Origin of the sequence: Nocardioides sp. BP30 (assembly GCF_029873215.1) — a bacterium.
GTDB lineage: Bacteria > Actinomycetota > Actinomycetes > Propionibacteriales > Nocardioidaceae > Nocardioides.
In genome coordinates, this window is record NZ_CP123620.1 from 1571148 (window position 1) to 1588431 (window position 17284).

A 17284-nucleotide genomic window follows, 5' to 3' on the forward strand; every position below is an offset into this window, starting at 1 on the left:
GCAAATCAGCCCTACCGGTCGGTAACCCCTGATTTCCGCCCCGGACTACCCCAACAACCGGCAGCACTCAGGCCCGCACGACCCGCGACCGGCCCTCGGACTTGGCCCGGTACAGCGCCTTGTCGGCGCGCTCCAGGACGCTGGTCAACGGTTCGGCCTCGCCGGCCTCGACCATGCCGATGCTGACGGTCGGCACCCGGCCGTCAGCGAGCTGGACGGTGTGCTGGAACTCCGCGACCAGGGTGTGCAGCAGGCCCTCGGCGTAGTCGCGGCTCGTCGAGGTGAAGAGCAGCGCGAACTCCTCGCCGCCGAGGCGACCGCAGAGCGCCTGCTGGCCCAGGACGGTGCGCGCCGACCAGCCGAAGGCGCGCAGGACGTCGTCGCCCGCCGCGTGGCCGAGCTCGTCGTTGACCAGCTTGAAGTGATCGAGATCGGCCATCGCCAGGATGGTCACCTCGCCACCCCGGGTGAGGCGGGGCAGTGCCACCGCGGCGCGGTCGCGGAACTCCTGGGCGCGCATCAAGCCGGTGAGCTGGTCGAAGACGGCCCGCCGATGCAGGTCGTCGATCTGCTGCTGGGTGCTCAGTGCTGACATGCTGAAGGAGACGGTCACCAGCTGCACCACCAGCAGCACCGTGGTGGGCACCGACCCGAAGGTCTGCCTGAACAGCTCGCTGTCGGGTCCCTCGGCCACGAAGGCCAGTGCGCGCCCGGCGTAGAACAGCGTGAGGATCACCGAGGCGAGCGCGAGGGCTCGGATCAGGACGTCGGAGACCGACAGCGTCCGGGCCGGCCGATCGGGGTGGAAGGCGGCGAGGACGAGCTCGCGGGTGATGGCGCCGAACGCCGCGGTGATGAGGACGAGGAAGGTCAGGCCGCCCGCCCAGACGTCGTGGCCGGGGTCGTCCAGCACGCCGGCGAGCAGCGCGAGCAGGGGCCCGGGCACCAGCCATTCCCAACGCCACGGCTGGGTGCGCAGCGAGCGGGCGCCGTACCAGGCCGCCTCGGCCCCGGCGACGGCGAGCCCGTTGCCGAGGGGGTTGAGCGCCGCCTGGGCCGCGGTGCCGTTGGCCAGGTAGGCGGCCGAGCTGAGCAGGAACAGCAGCAGCGCCAGCGTCCACCAGCCCGAGAACGGAGCCCGGGTGGGGAGGTAGGCGCCGACGTAGAAGAGGACGACCAGGACACCGGCGATCACGCTGAACGTGATCCGCAGCGTGTCGATGTCCACGGGTCCTCCCTCGGTGCGGGCCGTCGAGCCTAGTCTCCGATACCTCGCGCCTGGAGTGCTGCACCTTTCTCGTGAGCGTGAGCGACGACACGGATCACGAAGGGCGTCAGCAGCGCCCGCGGACTGCGCTCGAGTCCGCGCGTACGGGCCGCGTCGCGGGTCTCGTGTGCCAACGCGATCGTCCCGGGGATCGCCTCGACCGCCATGCTGATCACCAGGCCGACCCGCTCCGGATCCACGCCGACGCGGTGTAGCGGCCCGGCCCAGCGCACGAACGCCTCCAGCATGTCCCCGACCGGGGTGGTCGCCGTCAGCAGCACGCCGAGCACGGCCAGCGTGGTCAGGTCGAGCAGGGACTCCACCGCCCGTGCGGGACCGATCCACCACCACTGCAGCGCCGCCACCACCGCCGCGAAGAGCACGACGCCGCGCAGCGTGCGCAGCAGCGTCCGGGCCGGCAACCGCGTCGTCACCGCGAGCACGAGGACCACCGCGAGCAGCGCCGCCGCGGACCTGACGCCGTGCAGCGCCACGGTCACGATGCTGAGCGCCAGCAGGGTCATCACCTTGGCGCCCACCGGTAGCCGCGTCGCCCACGAGTCGGGCGTCATACGGTCGCCTCGTAGTGAGCGACAGCCGCCTGTGCCGGGCCGTCGAAGGCGATCCGGCCCTCCTCCACCAGCAGGACCCGGTCACAGCGACGGACGAGGTCCAGGTCGTGGGTGAGCAGGATCAGCTGCTGCTCCAGCCCGAACAGCGTGTCGGCCACCAACCGGGTGTTACGCAGGTCGAGCAGGGTGGTCGGCTCGTCGGCGATCAGCAGGTCGGGCTCGACCGCGAGGACGCCGGCCAGCGCCAGCAGCTGGCGCTGACCGCCGGAGAGGGCGTGCACGCTGACATCGGCCCGATCGGCGAGCCCGTACCGGGTCAGGATCCGCATCGCCGCCTCGCGACGGCGTACGCGGTCCTTGATGCGTTTGCGCAGCGAGAGCTCGACGTCCTCGATGCAGGTCGGCATGACCACCTGAGCCGAGGGATCGGTGAAGCAGAAGCCGACCCGGCGGCGGACGGCGGCTCCGTTGCGAGCGACGTCGACACCGTCGACCAGGATCCGGCCGGAGCTGGGACTGACCAGCCCGTTGAGCAGCCGGGCGAGCGTCGACTTGCCCGATCCGTTGGGACCGATGATGCCGACCCGTCGCTCGCTCAGGCGCAGGGTGACCGGGTGCAGGATGACCCGACCGTCGGGGGCGCGGACCTCCGCCGCGTCGATGACGACCTCAGCGCGTCGCTCAGCCACGGCGGGCGAGCAGCGCCGGGAAGGCGCGGTGGACCTCCGCCGCGACGATCGCGGCGATGGCTGCCTTGACGATGTCGCCCACCCAGTACGCCGCGTCGATGCTCGCCGCCTTGTGCCAGCTGAGGTCCAGCACGATCCGCAGACCCACGATCCCGCCGAGGTGGTTGACGACGGTGGCGACCAGGGCGGCGAGGAAGAGGAAGACCGCCCGGGTGCGCTGGCTCGGCAGGACGTACTGCACCAGGGCGCCGGCGGCGACGGCGGCCAGGGCGAAGGTGTAGAGGTAGCCGGCGGAGGCACCGGTGAACGCCGAGGCGCCGGAGCTGTGCTCGGCGAAGACGGGCAGACCGGCCAGCCCGATCAGGAAGTAGAGGCCCACCGCCAGGAACCCGCGCCAGGGGCCGAGCACGAGCCCCGTCAACAGGACGGCGAAGGTCTGCAGCGTGATCGGCACGCCGGCGCCTCCGACGGGGATCGCGGCGGCATAGGAGCAGACGGCGATCAGCGCGGTGAAGCTGGCCACGAGAGCCAGATCGGTGGTGCTGAGGCGGCGCGGGCGGCGGTCGGTCACGTCGGTGCCGGTCTCTGCGGTGGCGGCGTTCATGGGGTCTCCTGGGCTGGACTGAACGATGTTCAGGTTAACGGCGTTCAGGTTAGGGTGGCGCGGGCCGCTCGGGCAACCGGCGTCCATCACGTGATCGGTTCGGAGGTGTGATGCGGTATCGGCGCGAGGAGATCGTGGCGCGCGCGCTCGACACGCTGGACGTCTACGGGCTGGCCGACCTCACCATGCGCCGGCTCGGGACCGAGCTCGGCGTCCAGCCATCGGCCCTCTACCACCACTTCGCCAACAAGCAGACGCTGCTGGCGGCGATGGCCGACGAGCTGCTCCGTCGGGCCGCGTGGCCGGTGGCGGGGCCCTGGGTGGAGCGGGTCGGTGCGATCTGCACCGTGCTCCGCGACCAGCTCCTGGCCTATCGCGACGGTGCCGAGCTGGTCGCGACCGTGCACTCCTTCGGCCTCGGCGCACGCGAGCCGGCAGTGCTCCTGGAGGCGGCGCTGGCCGAGGGTGACATCGGTGGGCTGACCCCCACAGCGGTGCGCACCCTGCTGCACTACGTCTACGGGCACGCCGTCGACGAGCAGACCCACCTGCAGGCGGCCGCGGCCGGTGCGATCGACGACGACCCGCGCGACGACGACGACTTCGGCACGGGGCTGGGCATCGTGATCGCGGGCATCCAGGTGGTCAGGGCCGCGGCCGCGTCCTGAGGGGGCGGCGGCTGTGTCAGGGCCGTCAGCGGTGCAGCGGTGGCACGTCCGTACGAAGCAGCCTCAGCTGCGCCCGCGGAATCGTGGCGGGCAGGAAGAGGTAGCCCGTGTCGGCGCTGACCAGAGCCGCTGGGTCGACACCATCGACACCCCACAGGTCGACAGGGCCGCCGGTGTTGTTCATCTCGAGGAAGTACTCGGCCTCCCACTCGTCGGTGGCCAGGAAGCAGCCCTCGACCTCGGGGGCGACGGATCCGGCGATCCCGCGTGCGACAGACATCCGGGTCCAGTCGAGACCGAATGCCTCGATCGAGGATCGGTTGAGGCTGGAGCTGACGTGGAAGTGAGGCACCCGCCGCATCGTAGGGCGGGCGCGGCTCGTCCGGGAGCGATTTCGTTCGCCGTGCCGTCGTCCACTGCCGGCTGCGATCACGTGCCATGGGGCGGACGAAACAGCGCTCAGCCGGCGGATGCCTCGGCAGCCAGGAGTCGTTCGCATTCCCCGATCAGCCGCTGCCGCAGGACCGTGCCGCGCTCGGCGAAGCGACGTTGCGCGGCGGCGTACTCCTGCTTGCCGGCGGCCGTCTCGATCCGCACCGGTGTCCAGGGCTCGCCGGTGGGGTCCAGGGTGATGCCGGAGAGGTCGTACGGCGCTGCCCGCATGTCCATGATCCGCACCTCCCAGGCCAGCTCGAAGCAGTCCGCGACGAGGTCCGAGCCGATCAGCCCGGAGAGCCGGAAGGCGTGCTTGTAGAGGTCCATCGTGCCGTGCAGGCAGCCGGGCTGCTCGAAGTCCGCGCGGTCGTCGCGGCCGGGGCGGAGCACGTTGAGCCCGACAGCGGCCGGGGTGAAGAACCGGTAGGCGTCGAAGTGCGAGCACTGGATGCGGTGCGACGTCACGACGGCGTCGGTCGCCTCACCGCCCAGGCGCAGCGGTTGCGGATGCCGGGTCTCGTCGGCGCGATAGACCATCGCCCACTCGTGCAGTCCGAAGCAGCTCAGGTGCGCCGGGCGCGCTGCGGTGGCGCGCAGCAGTCGCAGCAGTGTGGTGACGAGCAGACGTCGGCTCTCGGGAAGTGCGGCGGCACCGGGCGTCCAGCGCAGCAGCTGAGCGGGCCGGAAGGAGTAGTAGGTGAAGAGGAAGTCGTGCACCGGGTGCTTGATGCCCGCCTCGCGGCGGGCGAGGTGGGGGCCGACGAAGGGCAGCAGCCGCTCGCGGTGGGCGAGCGCAGGCGCCTCTCGCTCGTCGTGCTCCACCACCGATGTCACCGCACGAGGGTAACGACCCGTCCGGGCTGGTCACGACTCCGAATACTCGGCAGGATCATCGGACGGCAGCACCACAGCGCACCAGCGGTGCTCGAGCAGAGGAGCGTCATGACCACACTGTCCGACTTCGAGGCCACCCGGCTCGACGGAACGCAGGAGTCGCTGTCCGACTACGCCGGCAAGGTGGTGCTGGTCGTCAACACGGCCTCGCGGTGCGGCTTCACCCCGCAGCTCGAAGGCCTGGAGCGCCTCTGGGAGACGTACGCCGATCGCGGCCTGGTCGTGCTCGGCTTCCCGTGCAACCAGTTCGGCAACCAGGAGCCGGGCTCCGCCGAGGAGATCGGCGCGTTCTGCCAGCGCAACTACGGGGTCAGCTTCCCGATGTTCGCCAAGATCGACGTCAACGGCGCCGAAGCCCACCCGCTCTATCGCTGGCTGCGCTCGCAGGCGCGCGGTGTGCTGGGGACCAAGGTCCGCTGGAACTTCACCAAGTTCCTCGTCGGTCCCGACGGCGCGGTGGTCAGGCGTTTCGGCTCGGCGACCAAGCCGGAGAAGCTCGCGCCGGCGATCGAGGCGCTCCTTCCGGCCTCCTGATCCGGGCCGGCGGCATGGCTGACGCATCATCGGGCCGGAGGAGGACACCGGATCCCATGCAGCGACGCATCCTGGCGACGCTCGTCGCCGTCCTGCTCCTCGTGCTCGGGCTCGGGCTCGTCCAGCCCTCCGACGCGGCCGGGCCGCCCAACACCGCACCGAAGGGCCTGCACCGGTGCGCGACCAGCGGAGCGGTGACGCGCTCCTGCCTCAAGCACGCGGTCAAGGACTACGACCGTGCCCGTCGGCGGGAGGGGGTCGGCCCGGTCACGCTGCCGAGCAACTTCATCACGCTGACGGCGCCCGCCCAGCTGATGGTGCTCGCCGATCTGGACCGGGTCGACCGCGGGCTGGCGCCCGTGGCCGGCCTCGCCAGCACGCTGCAGCCCTACGCCCAGCGGGGTGCCCAGCAGAGCCGGGACCCGTCGTTCCCGGCCTGGACGATGCAGGGCGGCGGCAACTGGGCCAGTACGGCGAGCCCGGTGTGGGCCGAGTTCCTCTGGATGTACGACGACGGCCCCGGCTCGGGCAACCTCGACTGCACGACCGCCACCGACGCGGGCTGCTACGGGCACCGGAACAACATCCTGGGCCACTACCGCGCCCCGACGCTGATGGGCGCCGGATCGGACGCTCGCGGCGGCGCCACCCAGCTCTTCCTCGGGGGCGACACCCACGACCGCGCCGACGTGCTGACCTGGCACGCGGAGCGCCGGCTGATCCCGGTAGGGGTGTCCAAGCGTCGCCTCAAGCACGCCGGCGACCTCGACGTGTGGGCGTCGGGTCGGGCGATGAAGGTCCGGGTCAGGGTCAGCCACGGCTGGCACGCGAACCACCGGCGCTGCACGCTCCGTGCCGGCCAGGCCTGCACGCTGCACGTGTCCGGCAAGGGCCACGGAACGCTGCGGCTCAGGGGACCCAACGGCACGGTGACGGTCGCGCTCGGTCGCGGCTGAGCGCGACCGGGCGACGCTCCGACGGCGCTGAGCGAACGCGGGACCGATAGGCTCGGGCGGTGCGCATCGCCCGATTCACCACAGGAGACGAGCCGCTCTTCGGCATCGTGACCGGCGACCTCGACGAGTACGGCCAGCCCGACCCGGACGCCCAGGTGGTGGCGCTGGCCGGGGACCCGATCTACGCCGGGATCAACCCGATCGACCAGACCCACCGCCTCGAGGACGTCCGGCTGCTGGCGCCGGTCATCCCGCGCAGCAAGGTGGTGGCGATCGGCAAGAACTACGCCGACCACGTCGCGGAGATGAAGGGTGTCACCGGCGGGGACGCCCCGATCGAGCCGATGTTCTTCCTCAAGCCGAACACCTCGGTGATCGGGCCACGCGACGCGATCGTCTATCCGCCGCAGAGCGAGAACGTCCACTTCGAGGGCGAGCTGGCGGTCGTGATCGGCCGGATCTGCAAGGACGTCCCGGCCGAGCGTGCCGCCGAGGTCATCTACGGCTGGACCATCGCCAACGACGTGTCGGCACGCGACCTCCAGGTGGCCGACAAGCAGTGGAGCCGGGCCAAGGGGTTCGACACCTTCTGCCCGCTCGGTCCCTGGATCGAGACGGAGCTGACGCTCGAGGAGGTCAAGCGTGGCCTGCGCCTGCAGACGTTCCTCGAGGGCGACCTGCAGCAGGACGGCAACACCCGCGACCTGCTCTTCGACGTGCCGGCCATCATCGCGCACGTGACCGCCGCGATGACGCTGCTGCCCGGCGACGTCATCCTCACCGGTACGCCGGCGGGCGTCGGGCCGATGCAGCCCGGCCAGGAAGTGGAAGTCTCGATCGAGCGCCTCGGTGCGCTCACGAACACGGTGGTGAAGAAGTGAACGACAAGACTGCGCCCGTCACGGGCAGCGGCGTCCGCGTCCGGATGGCTCCGAGCCCGACGGGCAGCCCGCACGTCGGGCTGGTCCGCACGGCGCTGTTCAACTGGGCCTTCGCCCGCCACCACGGCGGCACCTTCGTCTTCCGGATCGAGGACACCGACAAGGAGCGCAGCACCGCGGAGTCGCTGGCCTCGATCATCGACCTGATGCGCTGGCTCGGCCTGGACTGGGACGAGGGCCCCGAGGTCGGTGGCCCGCACGCGCCGTACTTCCAGAGCCAGCGCGGCGACATCTACGCGGACGCCCTCGCGAAGCTGCAGAGCTCCGGCCGTGTCTACCGCTGCTACTGCACCACCGCGGAGATCGAGGGTCGGGCGCTGGTGAAGAAGGAGGAGTACGCCGCCGCCAAGGCCGCCTTCGCCGCCGCCGGTGGCCAGGGCACCAAGCCCGAGGCGCCGGTGATGGGCTACGACGGCTTCTGCCGCGACCTGTCCGAGGAGCAGATCGCCGCCTTCGAGGCGGAGGGACGAGCCTTCGTCCCGCGCCTGCGGATGCCTGAGGGCTCGATCACGTGGAACGACCTGGTCCGCGGCGAGGTCACCTTCGAGACCAAGCACGTGCCGGACTTCGCGCTCGCCCGCGCCAACGGCGACCCGCTCTACACGCTGGTCAACCCGGTCGACGACGCGCTGATGGAGATCACCCACGTCCTGCGCGGGGAGGACCTGCTGTCCTCCACGCCGCGCCAGATCGCGCTGTACGAGGCGCTCGAGGAGGTCGGCATCGCCAAGGCGACGCCGGCGTTCGGCCACCTCCCGTACGTGATGGGCGAGGGCAACAAGAAGCTCTCCAAGCGCGACCCCGAGGCGCACGCGCTCGCCTACCGCGAGCAGGGCTTCGTCCCCGAGGGCCTGCTCAACTACCTGGCGCTGCTCGGCTGGGCCATCGCGGCGGACCGCGACATCTTCTCCCTCGAGGAGATGGTCGAGGCGTTCGACATCAGGGACGTCAACGCCAACCCCGCGCGGTTCGACCTCAAGAAGTGCGAGGCCATCAACGCCGCGCACGTGCACCAGCTCTCGGTCGAGGAGATCACCGACCGCGCGCTGCCGTTCCTCAAGCGCGACGGGGTGCTCACCGACCCCGTCAGCCCGGCCGACCAGCAGCTGCTGGAGCTGGCGATGCCGTTCGTGGCCGAGCGGGTCAACAAGCTCACCGAGGTCGGCGAGCTGCTCCGGTTCCTGTTCATCGACGAGGCCGACTTCGTTCTCGACGCCGAGGACAGGGCCAAGCTGGTCGACACCGACGAGGGCCAGGCAGTGCTTCAGGCGGCGTACGACGCCCTGGCCCGCGTCGAGCCCTGGTCGGCGGCCCGGATCAGCGACGTGCTGCAGCAGGCGCTGGTCGAGGAGATGGGCCTCAAGCCGCGCGTGGCCTTCGGCCCGGTGCGCGTCGCCACCACCGGCAAGCGGGTGAGCCCGCCGCTGTACGAGTCGCTCGAGCTGCTCGGCCGCGAGCGCAGCCTGGCGCGGCTGCAGAGCGCGCTGGCCTGAGGTCGGACGTGCCAGCCCTCCCCGAGCCCGGGCGCGGCCTCGCGTACCACCAGCTGCACCGGGGTGGGCGCAACGGCGCGCTCCGGACGCTGGTGGGCGTCTTCGCGCTGCTGGTGCTGACGCTGATCGTGGCCCAGCTGCTCCTGGAGGGTGCCTTCGCGGTGGGCTATGCCGTGGCGGGTCGTGACGTCTCCGCCGCACTGGACCGGCTCAGCGACACCAAGCACCTGACGCCGCCCGCGCTGGCGTTCCTCAACCTGTCGCTGGCCGCCGCGATCCCGGTCGCGATGCTGGTGACGTGGGTGGTGCACGGTCTGCGCCCCGCGTGGCTGGCGTCGGTGCGTCCCCGGATCCGGTGGCGATGGTTCGGCCTGTGCCTGGCGCTGGCGGTGGTGGCGCTGGTGGCGACGCTCGCCGTCTCGGCGGTGCTGCCCTCCCAGGGCCCGTCGGACACCAAGGTCGGGGGGGCGCTGAACCACTGGTCCGCGACGATGCGCGACTATCTGCTGGTCATCCTGTTCCTGACACCGCTGCAGGCGGCGGGGGAGGAGTACGCGTTCCGCGGCTACCTGACCCAGGCGTTCGGCGGGCTCTTCAGGCAGCGCTGGGCGGCGGTGGTGATCCCCGCGTTCCTGTTCGCGCTGGCGCACGGTGGCCAGGACGTGCCGGTGTTCTTCGACCGGTTCGCGTTCGGATTGGTGGCGGGGGTGCTGGTGATCGCCACCGGCGGGCTGGAGGCAGGCATCGCGATGCACGTGCTGAACAACTTCCTGGCCTTCGGGCTCGCGCTGCTCTACGGGAACATGAGCCAGACGCTCAACGCGACCTCGGGCAGCTGGTGGAACATCCCCGTCACGCTCACCCAGTCGCTGGTCTTCCTCGCGCTGGTGCTGTGGGCCGGCCGGCGCCGGGGGCTCCAGACCCGCACCGGGGTGCCCGATTTCGCACCGGCCGGGCGGGCCATGTAATCTTTCGTCTCGCGCCAGCCGCTCCGGCGGCGGGTGCGATTGACTTCCAGGTCAATGGGATATGGTGTAATTGGCAACACAGCTGATTCTGGTTCAGCCATTCTAGGTTCGAGTCCTAGTATCCCAGCGGATTCCCCTCCTGCGAGGGGAGCCACTGCAAGCCCCCGTCGTCTAGCGGCCTAGGACGTCGCCCTCTCACGGCGGTAACGCCGGTTCAAATCCGGTCGGGGGTACCACGCAGGAAGCGGCCCCGGTGCTCTGCGCCGGGGCCGCTTCGCATGTGCGCACGGACGTGTTTCGGTGACAGTTCCGGCCGGCGGCCACCGACGACCGGACAGCGGCGGGCGCACAGCGGAAGCACCGGCGCGCCCGTGCCCGTGACGCTCCCGACACCGCCCCCGATGCGGTGGTGGCGGCGGGGATCGGCTAGAGTCTCTGCTCGTTGGCCAGCCGGGAACGGCGGGCCGACGCCTGCAAGCCCCCGTCGTCTAGCGGCCTAGGACGTCGCCCTCTCACGGCGGTAACGCCGGTTCAAATCCGGTCGGGGGTACCACGCAGGAAGCGGCCCCGGTGCTCTGCGCCGGGGCCGCTTCACATCTCGCGCCGCTGCGGGCGCGAGCTGCTCACTTCTGCGGGTCGTGGCGAGGACGCGGCGACGGCGTCGCCGGGCCCCGCTACCCGCGTCAGCCCTTCTTCTTCAGCGCGGACGGCTTGTGGACCGCCTCGCCACCGCTCTTCTCGCTGCGGACCAGGTACTGCGGCTTGTCCTTGCTCGCCCGCACCTGTCGGCCGGCCAGCTCGGTGTCGGAGGTGATCGTGCGGAGCACCTCACCCTCGGCCTCGCCGCCGTGGCTGCGCCACGTCACCTTGTCGCCCTTCTTGAAGTCCGCCATGCCTCGCCTCCGTGGTCGTCACGATCGTCGCGACCCGGTACCCGCGGGCGGCGGGCTCAGGTCAGCAGCTCACGTCAGGGCTCAGGTCAGCTGCACAGGCCGTACTGGGCGGCATCGGCGATCTCCCGCGTGGGCGCGCTGCTCGAACCGCTGCTCGAACCGCTGCCGGCCGACGTGGTGGCCGAGGGGGATGACGTCGAGCTCGGCGTACCCGACGGGGAGGAGGAGGTCGAGTTCGAGGGCGTCGCGGAACCTGACCCGCCCGCCGAGATGGCCCCGGCTGCCAGCGACTTGGTGAGCGGCTTGTCGTTGCTGACCCGCTTCCACAGCTTCTTGGCGGCGGGAAGGATCTTGACCCGTCCGTAGTACGGGTCGGTGGTGGGCACGTCGTAGACAGCGTTGGGCACGGTGATGAACCGGATGTTGGTCAGGTCGATGCCCTTGACCTGCTTGGCGAGCTTGACGAGCTGCTTGACCGAGGCCAGGTTCGGGCTGGTCGTGATCGAGCCGGTCAGCGCGTTGGCGAACTTCACCAGCTTGTCCGGTCGGGTCAGCGTGCCGGCGCTGTCCGCCTTGTCGATCATCTGGGAGATGAAGTACTGCTGGCGCTTCATCCGGCCGATGTCGCTGCCGTCGAGCACATGGCGCAGCCGGACGTACTGCAGCGCACGCGGGCCGTTGAGATGCACGGACTTGCCGGGCTCGAAGGTGATGTGGGCGACGTTGGGGTCGCTGAGCTCGAACGGGATGCACACGTTGACCCCGCCGAGCGCTGTCACCATGCCCTTGAAGCCGCCGAAGTTGACGGTGATGTAGCCGTCCACGTAGATGCCGAAGTTCTTCTCCAGCTGCTCGGCGGTGCAGTCGGCGCCACCGGCGGTGAAGGCGGCGTTCCACTGGACGAGGTCGGTCGTGACCCCCCGCGAGGTGTAGTGGTGGCCGGCCGTGCACGCGACCGGCTTGACCAGGGCGTCGCGCGGGATCGAGATGCCGTACGCCGTCTTACGGTCGGCCGAGATGTGCACGAGGATCGTGGTGTCCGAGCCGTCGGCTCCCGACTCGCTGTCGACGTCGCAGCCGGCGCAGTCGCGGTTGTCCAGACCCATCACCAGGATGTTCAGCGGAGCCTTGGGACCCTTCTGCTTCTTGTGCACCTCGTGCTTGATCGCCTGGCCGGCGTGCAGGTTGGCGTCGAGGTGCTGGTAGAACACCGCGACGAAGGTGCCGGTCGCGAGCGCCAGCACGAGCAGGGTGCAGGCGATGACGGTGAAGACCGTTCGACGGTGATGCGGCGCCATCGGGCCGGTCTGTGACATGTCCGGATCCTGCCAGGTTTGGCTGAGACAGACATGAATGTCGCTCTACCTGCCGGTACGTGTCGGCTCAGTGCGCCGCGCGGCCGTGTCCGATTCCCGCCAGATCGGAGTCGTTGCGTGAGGGAGGATGGGGGCATGGAGCTCGACACCGAAGCCTGCTATCGCGCCGTCTCCTCGCGCGATCGGCGCTTCGACGGCGTCTTCTACACAGCGGTGCGCACCACCGGCATCTACTGTCGGCCGTCGTGCCCGGCACGGACCCCGGCACCCGGCAACGTCACCTTCCACCGCAGCGCGGCGGCGGCCCAGGCGGCCGGCTACCGCGCGTGCAAGCGGTGCCTGCCCGACGCCACGCCCGGCAGCCCGGAGTGGGACGTGGCCGCGACGGCCGCCGGCCGGGCGATGCGGCTGATCGCCGACGGTGTCGTCGACCGGGAGGGCGTCGACGGACTCGCCCGCCGGATGGGCTACACACCGCGCCACCTCAATCGGCTCCTGCTCGCCGAGGTCGGGGCCGGGCCGCTGGCGCTCGCCCGGGCGCGGCGCGCCCAGACCGCCCGGGTGCTCATCGAGACCAGCGATCTCGGGCTCGCCGACGTCGCGTTCGCCGCCGGCTTCGCGAGCGTGCGGCAGTTCAACGACACCGTCCGGGAGGTGTACGCCGCCACGCCGTCGCAGCTGCGCGGGCGTCGCGCTCGCGCGGTGGGCAGCGGGGTGATGCACCTGCGGCTCGCCGTGCGGACGCCGTACGCCGGCGCCGCCCTGCTGCGCTTCCTGGCCGACCACGCCGTGGCAGGCGTCGAGGTCGCCCGCGGCAACACGTATGCGCGCACGCTCGACCTGCCGCACGGACCCGGCGTCGTCGAGCTCGAGCTCGACGACCTGACCGGGCCGGGCACCGCGTTCGTTCCGGCCGCCTTCCGGCTCGCCGACCTGCGCGACACCGGCGCTGCCGTCGAGCGGGTGCGGCGGATCCTGGACGCGGACTGCGATCCGGTCGCCGTCGGGCTCCACCTCGGCGCCGACCCGCTGCTGGGCGCACTGGTGGCCAGGACGCCCGGCCTGCGAGTGCCCGGCGCACCCGACGGCGCCGAGCTGGCGGTGCGCACGATCGTGGGCCAGCAGGTCAGCGTCACGGGTGCTCGCACCGTGCTGGGCAGGCTCGTCGCCGGCCACGGCGTGCCGTTCGAAACCGGTGTCGCCGGCCTGACCCATCTCTTCCCGGGCGCCGAGACGATCGCCGGCATCGAGCCCGAGGCGCTGCCGATGCCGCGCTCGCGCGGTCGGGCGCTGAACACGCTGGCCGCCGCGATCGTCGGCGGGGAGGTGGCGCTGGACCGCGGCGCCGACCGCGACACCGTCCGCGACGCGCTGCTGGCGCTTCCCGGGATCGGGCCGTGGACCGCCGGCTACATCGCGCTGCGGGCGCTCGCGCACCCCGACGTCTTCCTGCCCTCCGACGTCGGCCTGCGGCGTGCCCTGACCCGTCTCGGCGTCGATCCGGCCTCGTCCGGCCTCGCCGAGGCGAGCTGGCGCCCCTGGCGCTCCTACGCCTCGCTCTACCTGTGGAACTCACTCGACCAAGCCGTGGAGGCAGCCTGATGTGGACAGTGATCGACTCCCCGATCGGGGAGCTGCGGCTGGTGGAGCAGGACGGCGCGATTAGCGCCATCGACTTCCACCCGTTCGCCTACGCCGACGGTCGCCCACGCGGTGAGCGCGACGACGCACAGCCGGTGCTCCGCGCGTGCGCGCGCCAGCTGGCGGAGTACTTCGCCGGTGAGCGCACCGCGTTCGACCTTCCTCTCGCGCCGTCCGGGACGCCCTTCCAGCAGCGCGTCTGGCAGGAGCTGGTGTCGATCGGTTACGGGCGCACCGCTACGTACGGCGAGATCGCGGGGCGGCTCGGCCTGACCGGTCACGGGGCGCGGGCCGTCGGGCTGGCCAACGGCCGCAACCCGATCCCCGTGGTGATCCCGTGCCACCGGGTCATCGGTGCGAACGGCTCGCTCACGGGCTACGCCGGGGGCGTGGAACGCAAGCAGCTGCTGCTCGACCTCGAGACCGAGGCGCTCTTCTGAGCCGAGACGTCACCTTTCGCGGGTCGAGGGGTCAGTTCTCGGAGGTCGAGTGGTCACCGGACCCGGCCGAGCGCGACGGCGGCGTACATCAGCGCCGCGGCTGTCTCGCCGTCGTGGATCTCGCCGGCGCCGAGCAGCTCGAACAGCGTGGGCCAGGCCAGGTGCTCCACGGCGGTGATGCCCTCATCGCCGAGACCGCCACCCGCGCCGACGCGGGTCAGCCCGGTGGCCAGGACGACGTGGCCGGGAGCGCGGCTGACGCCGTTGAGCGAGTAGACCTCGGCGAGCAGGCGCAGGTCACCCGCGTCGTACCCGGTCTCCTCGACGAGCTCGCGGCGTGCGGCGGCGAGCACGTCCTCGCCGTCGGTCCCACCGGCGGGGATCTCGAGCGACTCCCGGCCGATGGTGTAGCGGTGCTGCCGCACCAGGACGACCTCCCCGGCATCGGTCACGGGTACGACGAAGACCGCCGGGTGCCGCACCTCGACGACGCCGTAGATGCCCGGGGTGCCGTCGGGGCGCCGTACGTCGTCCTCGCGGACGGTGATCCAGGGGTTCTCGTAGACGCGACGGCTGCTCAGGGTCTCCCAGGTCACCGGCTCAGCCTAGGCCAGGTCGAGAGGTCACCTTTCGCGCATCGAGTGTCCGACGGGCGCGCGGGAAGTGGCCTCTCGACCCGCAAAAAGTGACGGGTCGGCGCTATTCGGCGGCCCGGCGCAACGACTCCGAGAGCCGTTCCGCGGCGGCGAGCACGGCGGGCGCGTGCATCTTGCCCGGCTGGCGGGTGAGTCGCTCGAGCGGGCCGGAGACCGAGACCGCCGCGATGATCTTGCCGCCGGGGGAGCGGACCGGCGCCGAGACCGAGGCCACGCCGGCCTCGCGCTCGCCGATGGACTGGGCCCAGCCGCGGCGGCGGATGCCGGAGAGGGCGGCGGCGGAGAAGGCGGCGTTCTGCAAACCGCGGTGCAGCCGGTCCGGGTCCTCCCAGGCGAGCAGCACCTGTGCCGCCGAGCCAGCGCGCATGGTGAGCTGGGAGCCGACCGGGATGGTGTCGCGCAGGCCGGAGGGGCGCTCGGCCGCGGCGACGCACACCCGGAACTCGCCCTGGCGGCGCCACAGCTGTGCGGACTCGCCGGTGATGTCGCGCAGGCGGGCGAGCACCGGGCCGGCGGTGGCCAGCAGCCGGTCCTCGCCGGCGGCGGCGGAGAGCTCGGCGAGCCGCGGGCCGAGCACGAACCGGCCCTGCATGTCCCGAGCGACCAGCCGGTGGTGCTCCAGTGCGACCGCGAGACGATGGGCCGTGGGGCGTGCCAGGCCGGTCGCCGTGACCAGGCCGGCCAGGGTCGCCGGCCCGGATTCCAGTGCGGTCAGCACGAGGGCGGCCTTGTCGAGGACGCCGACTCCGCTCGATGTGTCCATATAGCAAGACTAAGGTCTCACGAAGTGGAATCGCAAGCGGGGATCGTCCTACCGTGGTGAGCACGGAGGCTGTCAAGGCGGACAGCGGCCGGTTCGGATCAAGGAGCGATGAACCATGGGCAAGACCCTGTCGGAGAAGGTGTGGGACGAGCACGTCGTCCGGTCGACCGAGGGGGAGCCCGATCTCCTCTACATCGACCTCCACCTCATTCACGAGGTGACCAGCCCCCAGGCGTTCGACGGTCTTCGGCTGACCGGGCGCCCGGTACGTCGCCCCGACCTCACCCTCGCCACCGAGGACCACAACGTCCCGACCCTGGACTGGGACAAGCCGATCGCCGATCCGGTCTCCCGGACGCAGGTCGAGACGCTGCGCAAGAACGCCGAGGAGTTCGGCGTACGGCTGCACCCGCTCGGCGACGTCGACCAGGGCATCGTGCACGTCGTCGGCCCGCAGCTGGGTCTGACCCAGCCGGGCATGACGATCGTCTGCGGTGACTCGCACACCTCCACCCACGGCGCGTTCGGCGCGATCGCGTTCGGCATCGGCACCTCCGAGGTCGAGCACGTGCTCGCCACCCAGACGCTGCCGCAGGCCAAGCCGAAGACCATGGCCGTGACCGTCAACGGCTCGCTGCCGGCCGGCGTCACCGCCAAGGACCTCATCCTGACCCTGATCTCCAAGACCGGCACGGGCGGCGGTCAGGGCTACATCGTCGAGTACCGCGGCGAGGCGATCCGCGAGCTCTCCATGGAGGGCCGGATGACGATCTGCAACATGTCGATCGAGTGGGGTGCGAAGGCCGGGCTCATCGCGCCCGACGAGACGACGTTCGCCTACATCGAGGGCAAGCCGGAGGCGCCGAAGGGCGCCGACTGGGACGCCGCCGTCGCGCACTGGCGGACCCTGGTCACCGACGAGGACGCCGTCTTCGACGAGGAGATCGTCCTCGACGCCGCCGAGATCACCCCCTTCGTCACCTGGGGCACCAACCCGGGTCAGGGCGCTCCGCTGGGCGCCACCGTGCCCGACCCGGCCGACTTCGCCGAGGAGCAGGACCGCGTCGCCGCCGAGAAGGCGCTGGCCTACATGGGCCTCGAGGCCGGTACGCCGCTGCGCGAGGTCAAGGTCGACACGGTCTTCATCGGCTCGTGCACCAACGGCCGGATCGAGGACCTGCGCCTCGCCGCCGAGACGATCAAGGGCCACAAGGTCGCCGACGGCACCCGGCTGCTCGTCGTACCGGGTTCGGTCAAGGTCCGCCTGCAGGCGCAGGAGGAGGGTCTGGACAAGGTCTTCCTCGAGGCTGGTGCGGAATGGCGCGGCGCGGGCTGCTCGATGTGCCTGGGCATGAACCCCGACACCTTGGCTCCGGGTGAGCGCTCGGCCTCCACCTCCAACCGCAACTTCGAGGGTCGACAGGGCAAGGGTGGTCGTACGCACCTGGTCTCGGTGCCGGTCGCCGCCGCCACCGCCGTCCGCGGCACCCTCTCCGCCCCGGCCGACCTCGTGCCGGCCAACGCCTGACGTCGACCGACTCCCGCGCGCAGACT

At 71.3% G+C, this 17284-nt stretch carries 19 protein-coding genes and 3 tRNA genes; 12 read left to right on the forward strand and 10 right to left on the reverse strand.

Annotated elements, in window-relative coordinates; all coding sequences use genetic code 11:
• Window positions 1-67: 67 nt before the first annotated feature.
• From P5P86_RS07350 to P5P86_RS07365, 4 genes are read right to left on the reverse strand one after another with little or no spacing between them, the layout of a single operon-like run.
• Window positions 68-1228 carry a GGDEF domain-containing protein gene (locus P5P86_RS07350; RefSeq protein ID WP_280610668.1) on the reverse strand — a complete coding sequence of 387 codons (1161 nt, stop codon included), beginning with the start codon at window positions 1226-1228 and terminating at the stop codon, window positions 68-70.
• Window positions 1229-1257: 29 nt separating this feature from the next.
• Window positions 1258-1839, reverse strand: a complete 582-nt coding sequence (locus P5P86_RS07355; protein WP_280610669.1) for a CbiQ family ECF transporter T component — start codon at window positions 1837-1839, stop codon at window positions 1258-1260.
• The gene (locus P5P86_RS07360) at window positions 1836-2528 is read right to left on the reverse strand and encodes an energy-coupling factor ABC transporter ATP-binding protein (RefSeq protein ID WP_280610670.1); all 693 of its coding nucleotides are present in this window, start codon (window positions 2526-2528) and stop codon (window positions 1836-1838) included. Before P5P86_RS07360 ends, P5P86_RS07355 begins: the two co-directional genes overlap by 4 nt.
• Complete coding sequence (locus tag P5P86_RS07365) at window positions 2521-3132, reverse strand: biotin transporter BioY (RefSeq protein ID WP_280610671.1); 612 nt, start codon at window positions 3130-3132, stop codon at window positions 2521-2523. The genes P5P86_RS07360 and P5P86_RS07365 overlap by 8 nt, the downstream gene beginning before the upstream one ends.
• Window positions 3133-3242: 110 nt before the next feature.
• Between P5P86_RS07365 and P5P86_RS07370 the strand changes: the two genes are divergently transcribed.
• Window positions 3243-3800, forward strand: a complete 558-nt coding sequence (locus tag P5P86_RS07370) for a TetR family transcriptional regulator (RefSeq protein ID WP_280610672.1) — start codon at window positions 3243-3245, stop codon at window positions 3798-3800.
• A 25-nt stretch (window positions 3801-3825) separates the two neighbouring features.
• Here P5P86_RS07370 and P5P86_RS07375 read toward each other — a convergent pair whose 3' ends face one another.
• Both P5P86_RS07375 and P5P86_RS07380 read right to left on the reverse strand, forming a co-directional pair.
• Window positions 3826-4152 carry a hypothetical protein gene (locus P5P86_RS07375; protein ID WP_280610673.1) on the reverse strand — a complete coding sequence of 109 codons (327 nt, stop codon included), beginning with the start codon at window positions 4150-4152 and terminating at the stop codon, window positions 3826-3828.
• Window positions 4153-4259: 107 nt separating this feature from the next.
• Window positions 4260-5069, reverse strand: a complete 810-nt coding sequence (locus P5P86_RS07380) for a 3-methyladenine DNA glycosylase (RefSeq protein ID WP_280610674.1) — start codon at window positions 5067-5069, stop codon at window positions 4260-4262.
• A 108-nt stretch (window positions 5070-5177) separates the two neighbouring features.
• Here P5P86_RS07380 and P5P86_RS07385 point away from each other — a divergent pair, with 108 nt between their 5' ends.
• The 8 genes from P5P86_RS07385 to P5P86_RS07420 all read left to right on the forward strand — a co-directional run bounded on the left by P5P86_RS07385 (window position 5178) and on the right by P5P86_RS07420 (window position 10574).
• Window positions 5178-5663, forward strand: coding sequence for a glutathione peroxidase (locus tag P5P86_RS07385; protein WP_280610675.1), 486 nt, complete (start codon window positions 5178-5180; stop codon window positions 5661-5663).
• A 56-nt stretch (window positions 5664-5719) separates the two neighbouring features.
• Window positions 5720-6619 carry a hypothetical protein gene (locus P5P86_RS07390; RefSeq protein WP_280610676.1) on the forward strand — a complete coding sequence of 300 codons (900 nt, stop codon included), beginning with the start codon at window positions 5720-5722 and terminating at the stop codon, window positions 6617-6619.
• 59 nt (window positions 6620-6678) lie between these two features.
• Entirely contained in the window at window positions 6679-7500 is an 822-nt protein-coding gene (locus P5P86_RS07395) for a fumarylacetoacetate hydrolase family protein (protein ID WP_280610677.1), read from the forward strand.
• A gap of 44 nt (window positions 7501-7544) precedes the next feature.
• Window positions 7545-9053, forward strand: coding sequence for a glutamate--tRNA ligase (gene gltX, locus P5P86_RS07400; protein WP_446724933.1), 1509 nt, complete (start codon window positions 7545-7547; stop codon window positions 9051-9053).
• Between the two features lie 8 nt (window positions 9054-9061).
• Window positions 9062-10021, forward strand: a complete 960-nt coding sequence (locus tag P5P86_RS07405) for a CPBP family intramembrane glutamic endopeptidase (RefSeq protein ID WP_280610679.1) — start codon at window positions 9062-9064, stop codon at window positions 10019-10021.
• Between the two features lie 55 nt (window positions 10022-10076).
• Window positions 10077-10148, forward strand: a tRNA-Gln gene (locus P5P86_RS07410).
• A 33-nt stretch (window positions 10149-10181) separates the two neighbouring features.
• Window positions 10182-10257, forward strand: a tRNA-Glu gene (locus tag P5P86_RS07415).
• Window positions 10258-10498: 241 nt separating this feature from the next.
• A tRNA-Glu gene (locus P5P86_RS07420) sits at window positions 10499-10574 on the forward strand.
• Window positions 10575-10704: 130 nt separating this feature from the next.
• Here P5P86_RS07420 and P5P86_RS07425 read toward each other — a convergent pair.
• Together P5P86_RS07425 and P5P86_RS07430 are read right to left on the reverse strand one after the other, a co-directional pair.
• Window positions 10705-10914, reverse strand: coding sequence for a hypervirulence associated TUDOR domain-containing protein (locus tag P5P86_RS07425; protein ID WP_280610680.1), 210 nt, complete (start codon window positions 10912-10914; stop codon window positions 10705-10707).
• An 86-nt stretch (window positions 10915-11000) separates the two neighbouring features.
• A complete protein-coding gene (locus tag P5P86_RS07430; RefSeq protein WP_280610681.1) occupies window positions 11001-12230 on the reverse strand; it encodes an LCP family protein in 1230 nt (409 codons plus the stop codon).
• Window positions 12231-12365: 135 nt separating this feature from the next.
• Between P5P86_RS07430 and P5P86_RS07435 the strand changes: the two genes are divergently transcribed.
• Both P5P86_RS07435 and P5P86_RS07440 read left to right on the forward strand, forming a co-directional pair.
• A complete protein-coding gene (locus P5P86_RS07435) occupies window positions 12366-13832 on the forward strand; it encodes an AlkA N-terminal domain-containing protein (protein ID WP_280610682.1) in 1467 nt (488 codons plus the stop codon).
• On the forward strand, window positions 13832-14311 hold the full coding sequence (locus P5P86_RS07440; RefSeq protein WP_280610683.1) for a methylated-DNA--[protein]-cysteine S-methyltransferase: 480 nt from the start codon (window positions 13832-13834) through the stop codon (window positions 14309-14311). Before P5P86_RS07435 ends, P5P86_RS07440 begins: the two co-directional genes overlap by 1 nt.
• A 53-nt stretch (window positions 14312-14364) precedes the next feature.
• Here P5P86_RS07440 and P5P86_RS07445 read toward each other — a convergent pair whose 3' ends face one another.
• The gene (locus P5P86_RS07445) at window positions 14365-14907 is read right to left on the reverse strand and encodes an NUDIX domain-containing protein (RefSeq protein WP_280610684.1); all 543 of its coding nucleotides are present in this window, start codon (window positions 14905-14907) and stop codon (window positions 14365-14367) included.
• Between the two features lie 103 nt (window positions 14908-15010).
• On the reverse strand, window positions 15011-15730 hold the full coding sequence (locus P5P86_RS07450) for an IclR family transcriptional regulator (protein WP_026145857.1): 720 nt from the start codon (window positions 15728-15730) through the stop codon (window positions 15011-15013).
• Window positions 15731-15845: 115 nt separating this feature from the next.
• Here P5P86_RS07450 and leuC point away from each other — a divergent pair, with 115 nt between their 5' ends.
• Window positions 15846-17258 (forward strand): 3-isopropylmalate dehydratase large subunit, encoded by a 1413-nt coding sequence (gene leuC, locus P5P86_RS07455; RefSeq protein WP_280610685.1) that lies wholly within the window; start codon window positions 15846-15848, stop codon window positions 17256-17258.
• The last annotated feature ends 26 nt before the right edge of the window (window positions 17259-17284 follow it).

Bases quoted from the DNA above. Each gene is read 5' to 3' on its own strand.
- P5P86_RS07430 (WP_280610681.1), bottom strand. From the start codon at position 12,230: ATGTCACAGACCGGCCCGATGGCGCCGCATCACCGTCGAACGGTCTTC.
- leuC (WP_280610685.1), top strand. From the start codon at position 15,846: ATGGGCAAGACCCTGTCGGAGAAGGTGTGGGACGAGCACGTCGTCCGG.
- P5P86_RS07365 (WP_280610671.1), bottom strand. From the start codon at position 3,132: ATGAACGCCGCCACCGCAGAGACCGGCACCGACGTGACCGACCGCCGC.
- P5P86_RS07355 (WP_280610669.1), bottom strand. From the start codon at position 1,839: ATGACGCCCGACTCGTGGGCGACGCGGCTACCGGTGGGCGCCAAGGTG.
- P5P86_RS07425 (WP_280610680.1), bottom strand. From the start codon at position 10,914: ATGGCGGACTTCAAGAAGGGCGACAAGGTGACGTGGCGCAGCCACGGC.
- gltX (WP_446724933.1), top strand. From the start codon at position 7,545: ATGGCTCCGAGCCCGACGGGCAGCCCGCACGTCGGGCTGGTCCGCACG.
- P5P86_RS07390 (WP_280610676.1), top strand. From the start codon at position 5,720: ATGCAGCGACGCATCCTGGCGACGCTCGTCGCCGTCCTGCTCCTCGTG.
- P5P86_RS07440 (WP_280610683.1), top strand. From the start codon at position 13,832: ATGTGGACAGTGATCGACTCCCCGATCGGGGAGCTGCGGCTGGTGGAG.
- P5P86_RS07435 (WP_280610682.1), top strand. From the start codon at position 12,366: ATGGAGCTCGACACCGAAGCCTGCTATCGCGCCGTCTCCTCGCGCGAT.
- P5P86_RS07370 (WP_280610672.1), top strand. From the start codon at position 3,243: ATGCGGTATCGGCGCGAGGAGATCGTGGCGCGCGCGCTCGACACGCTG.
- P5P86_RS07450 (WP_026145857.1), bottom strand. From the start codon at position 15,730: ATGGACACATCGAGCGGAGTCGGCGTCCTCGACAAGGCCGCCCTCGTG.
- P5P86_RS07385 (WP_280610675.1), top strand. From the start codon at position 5,178: ATGACCACACTGTCCGACTTCGAGGCCACCCGGCTCGACGGAACGCAG.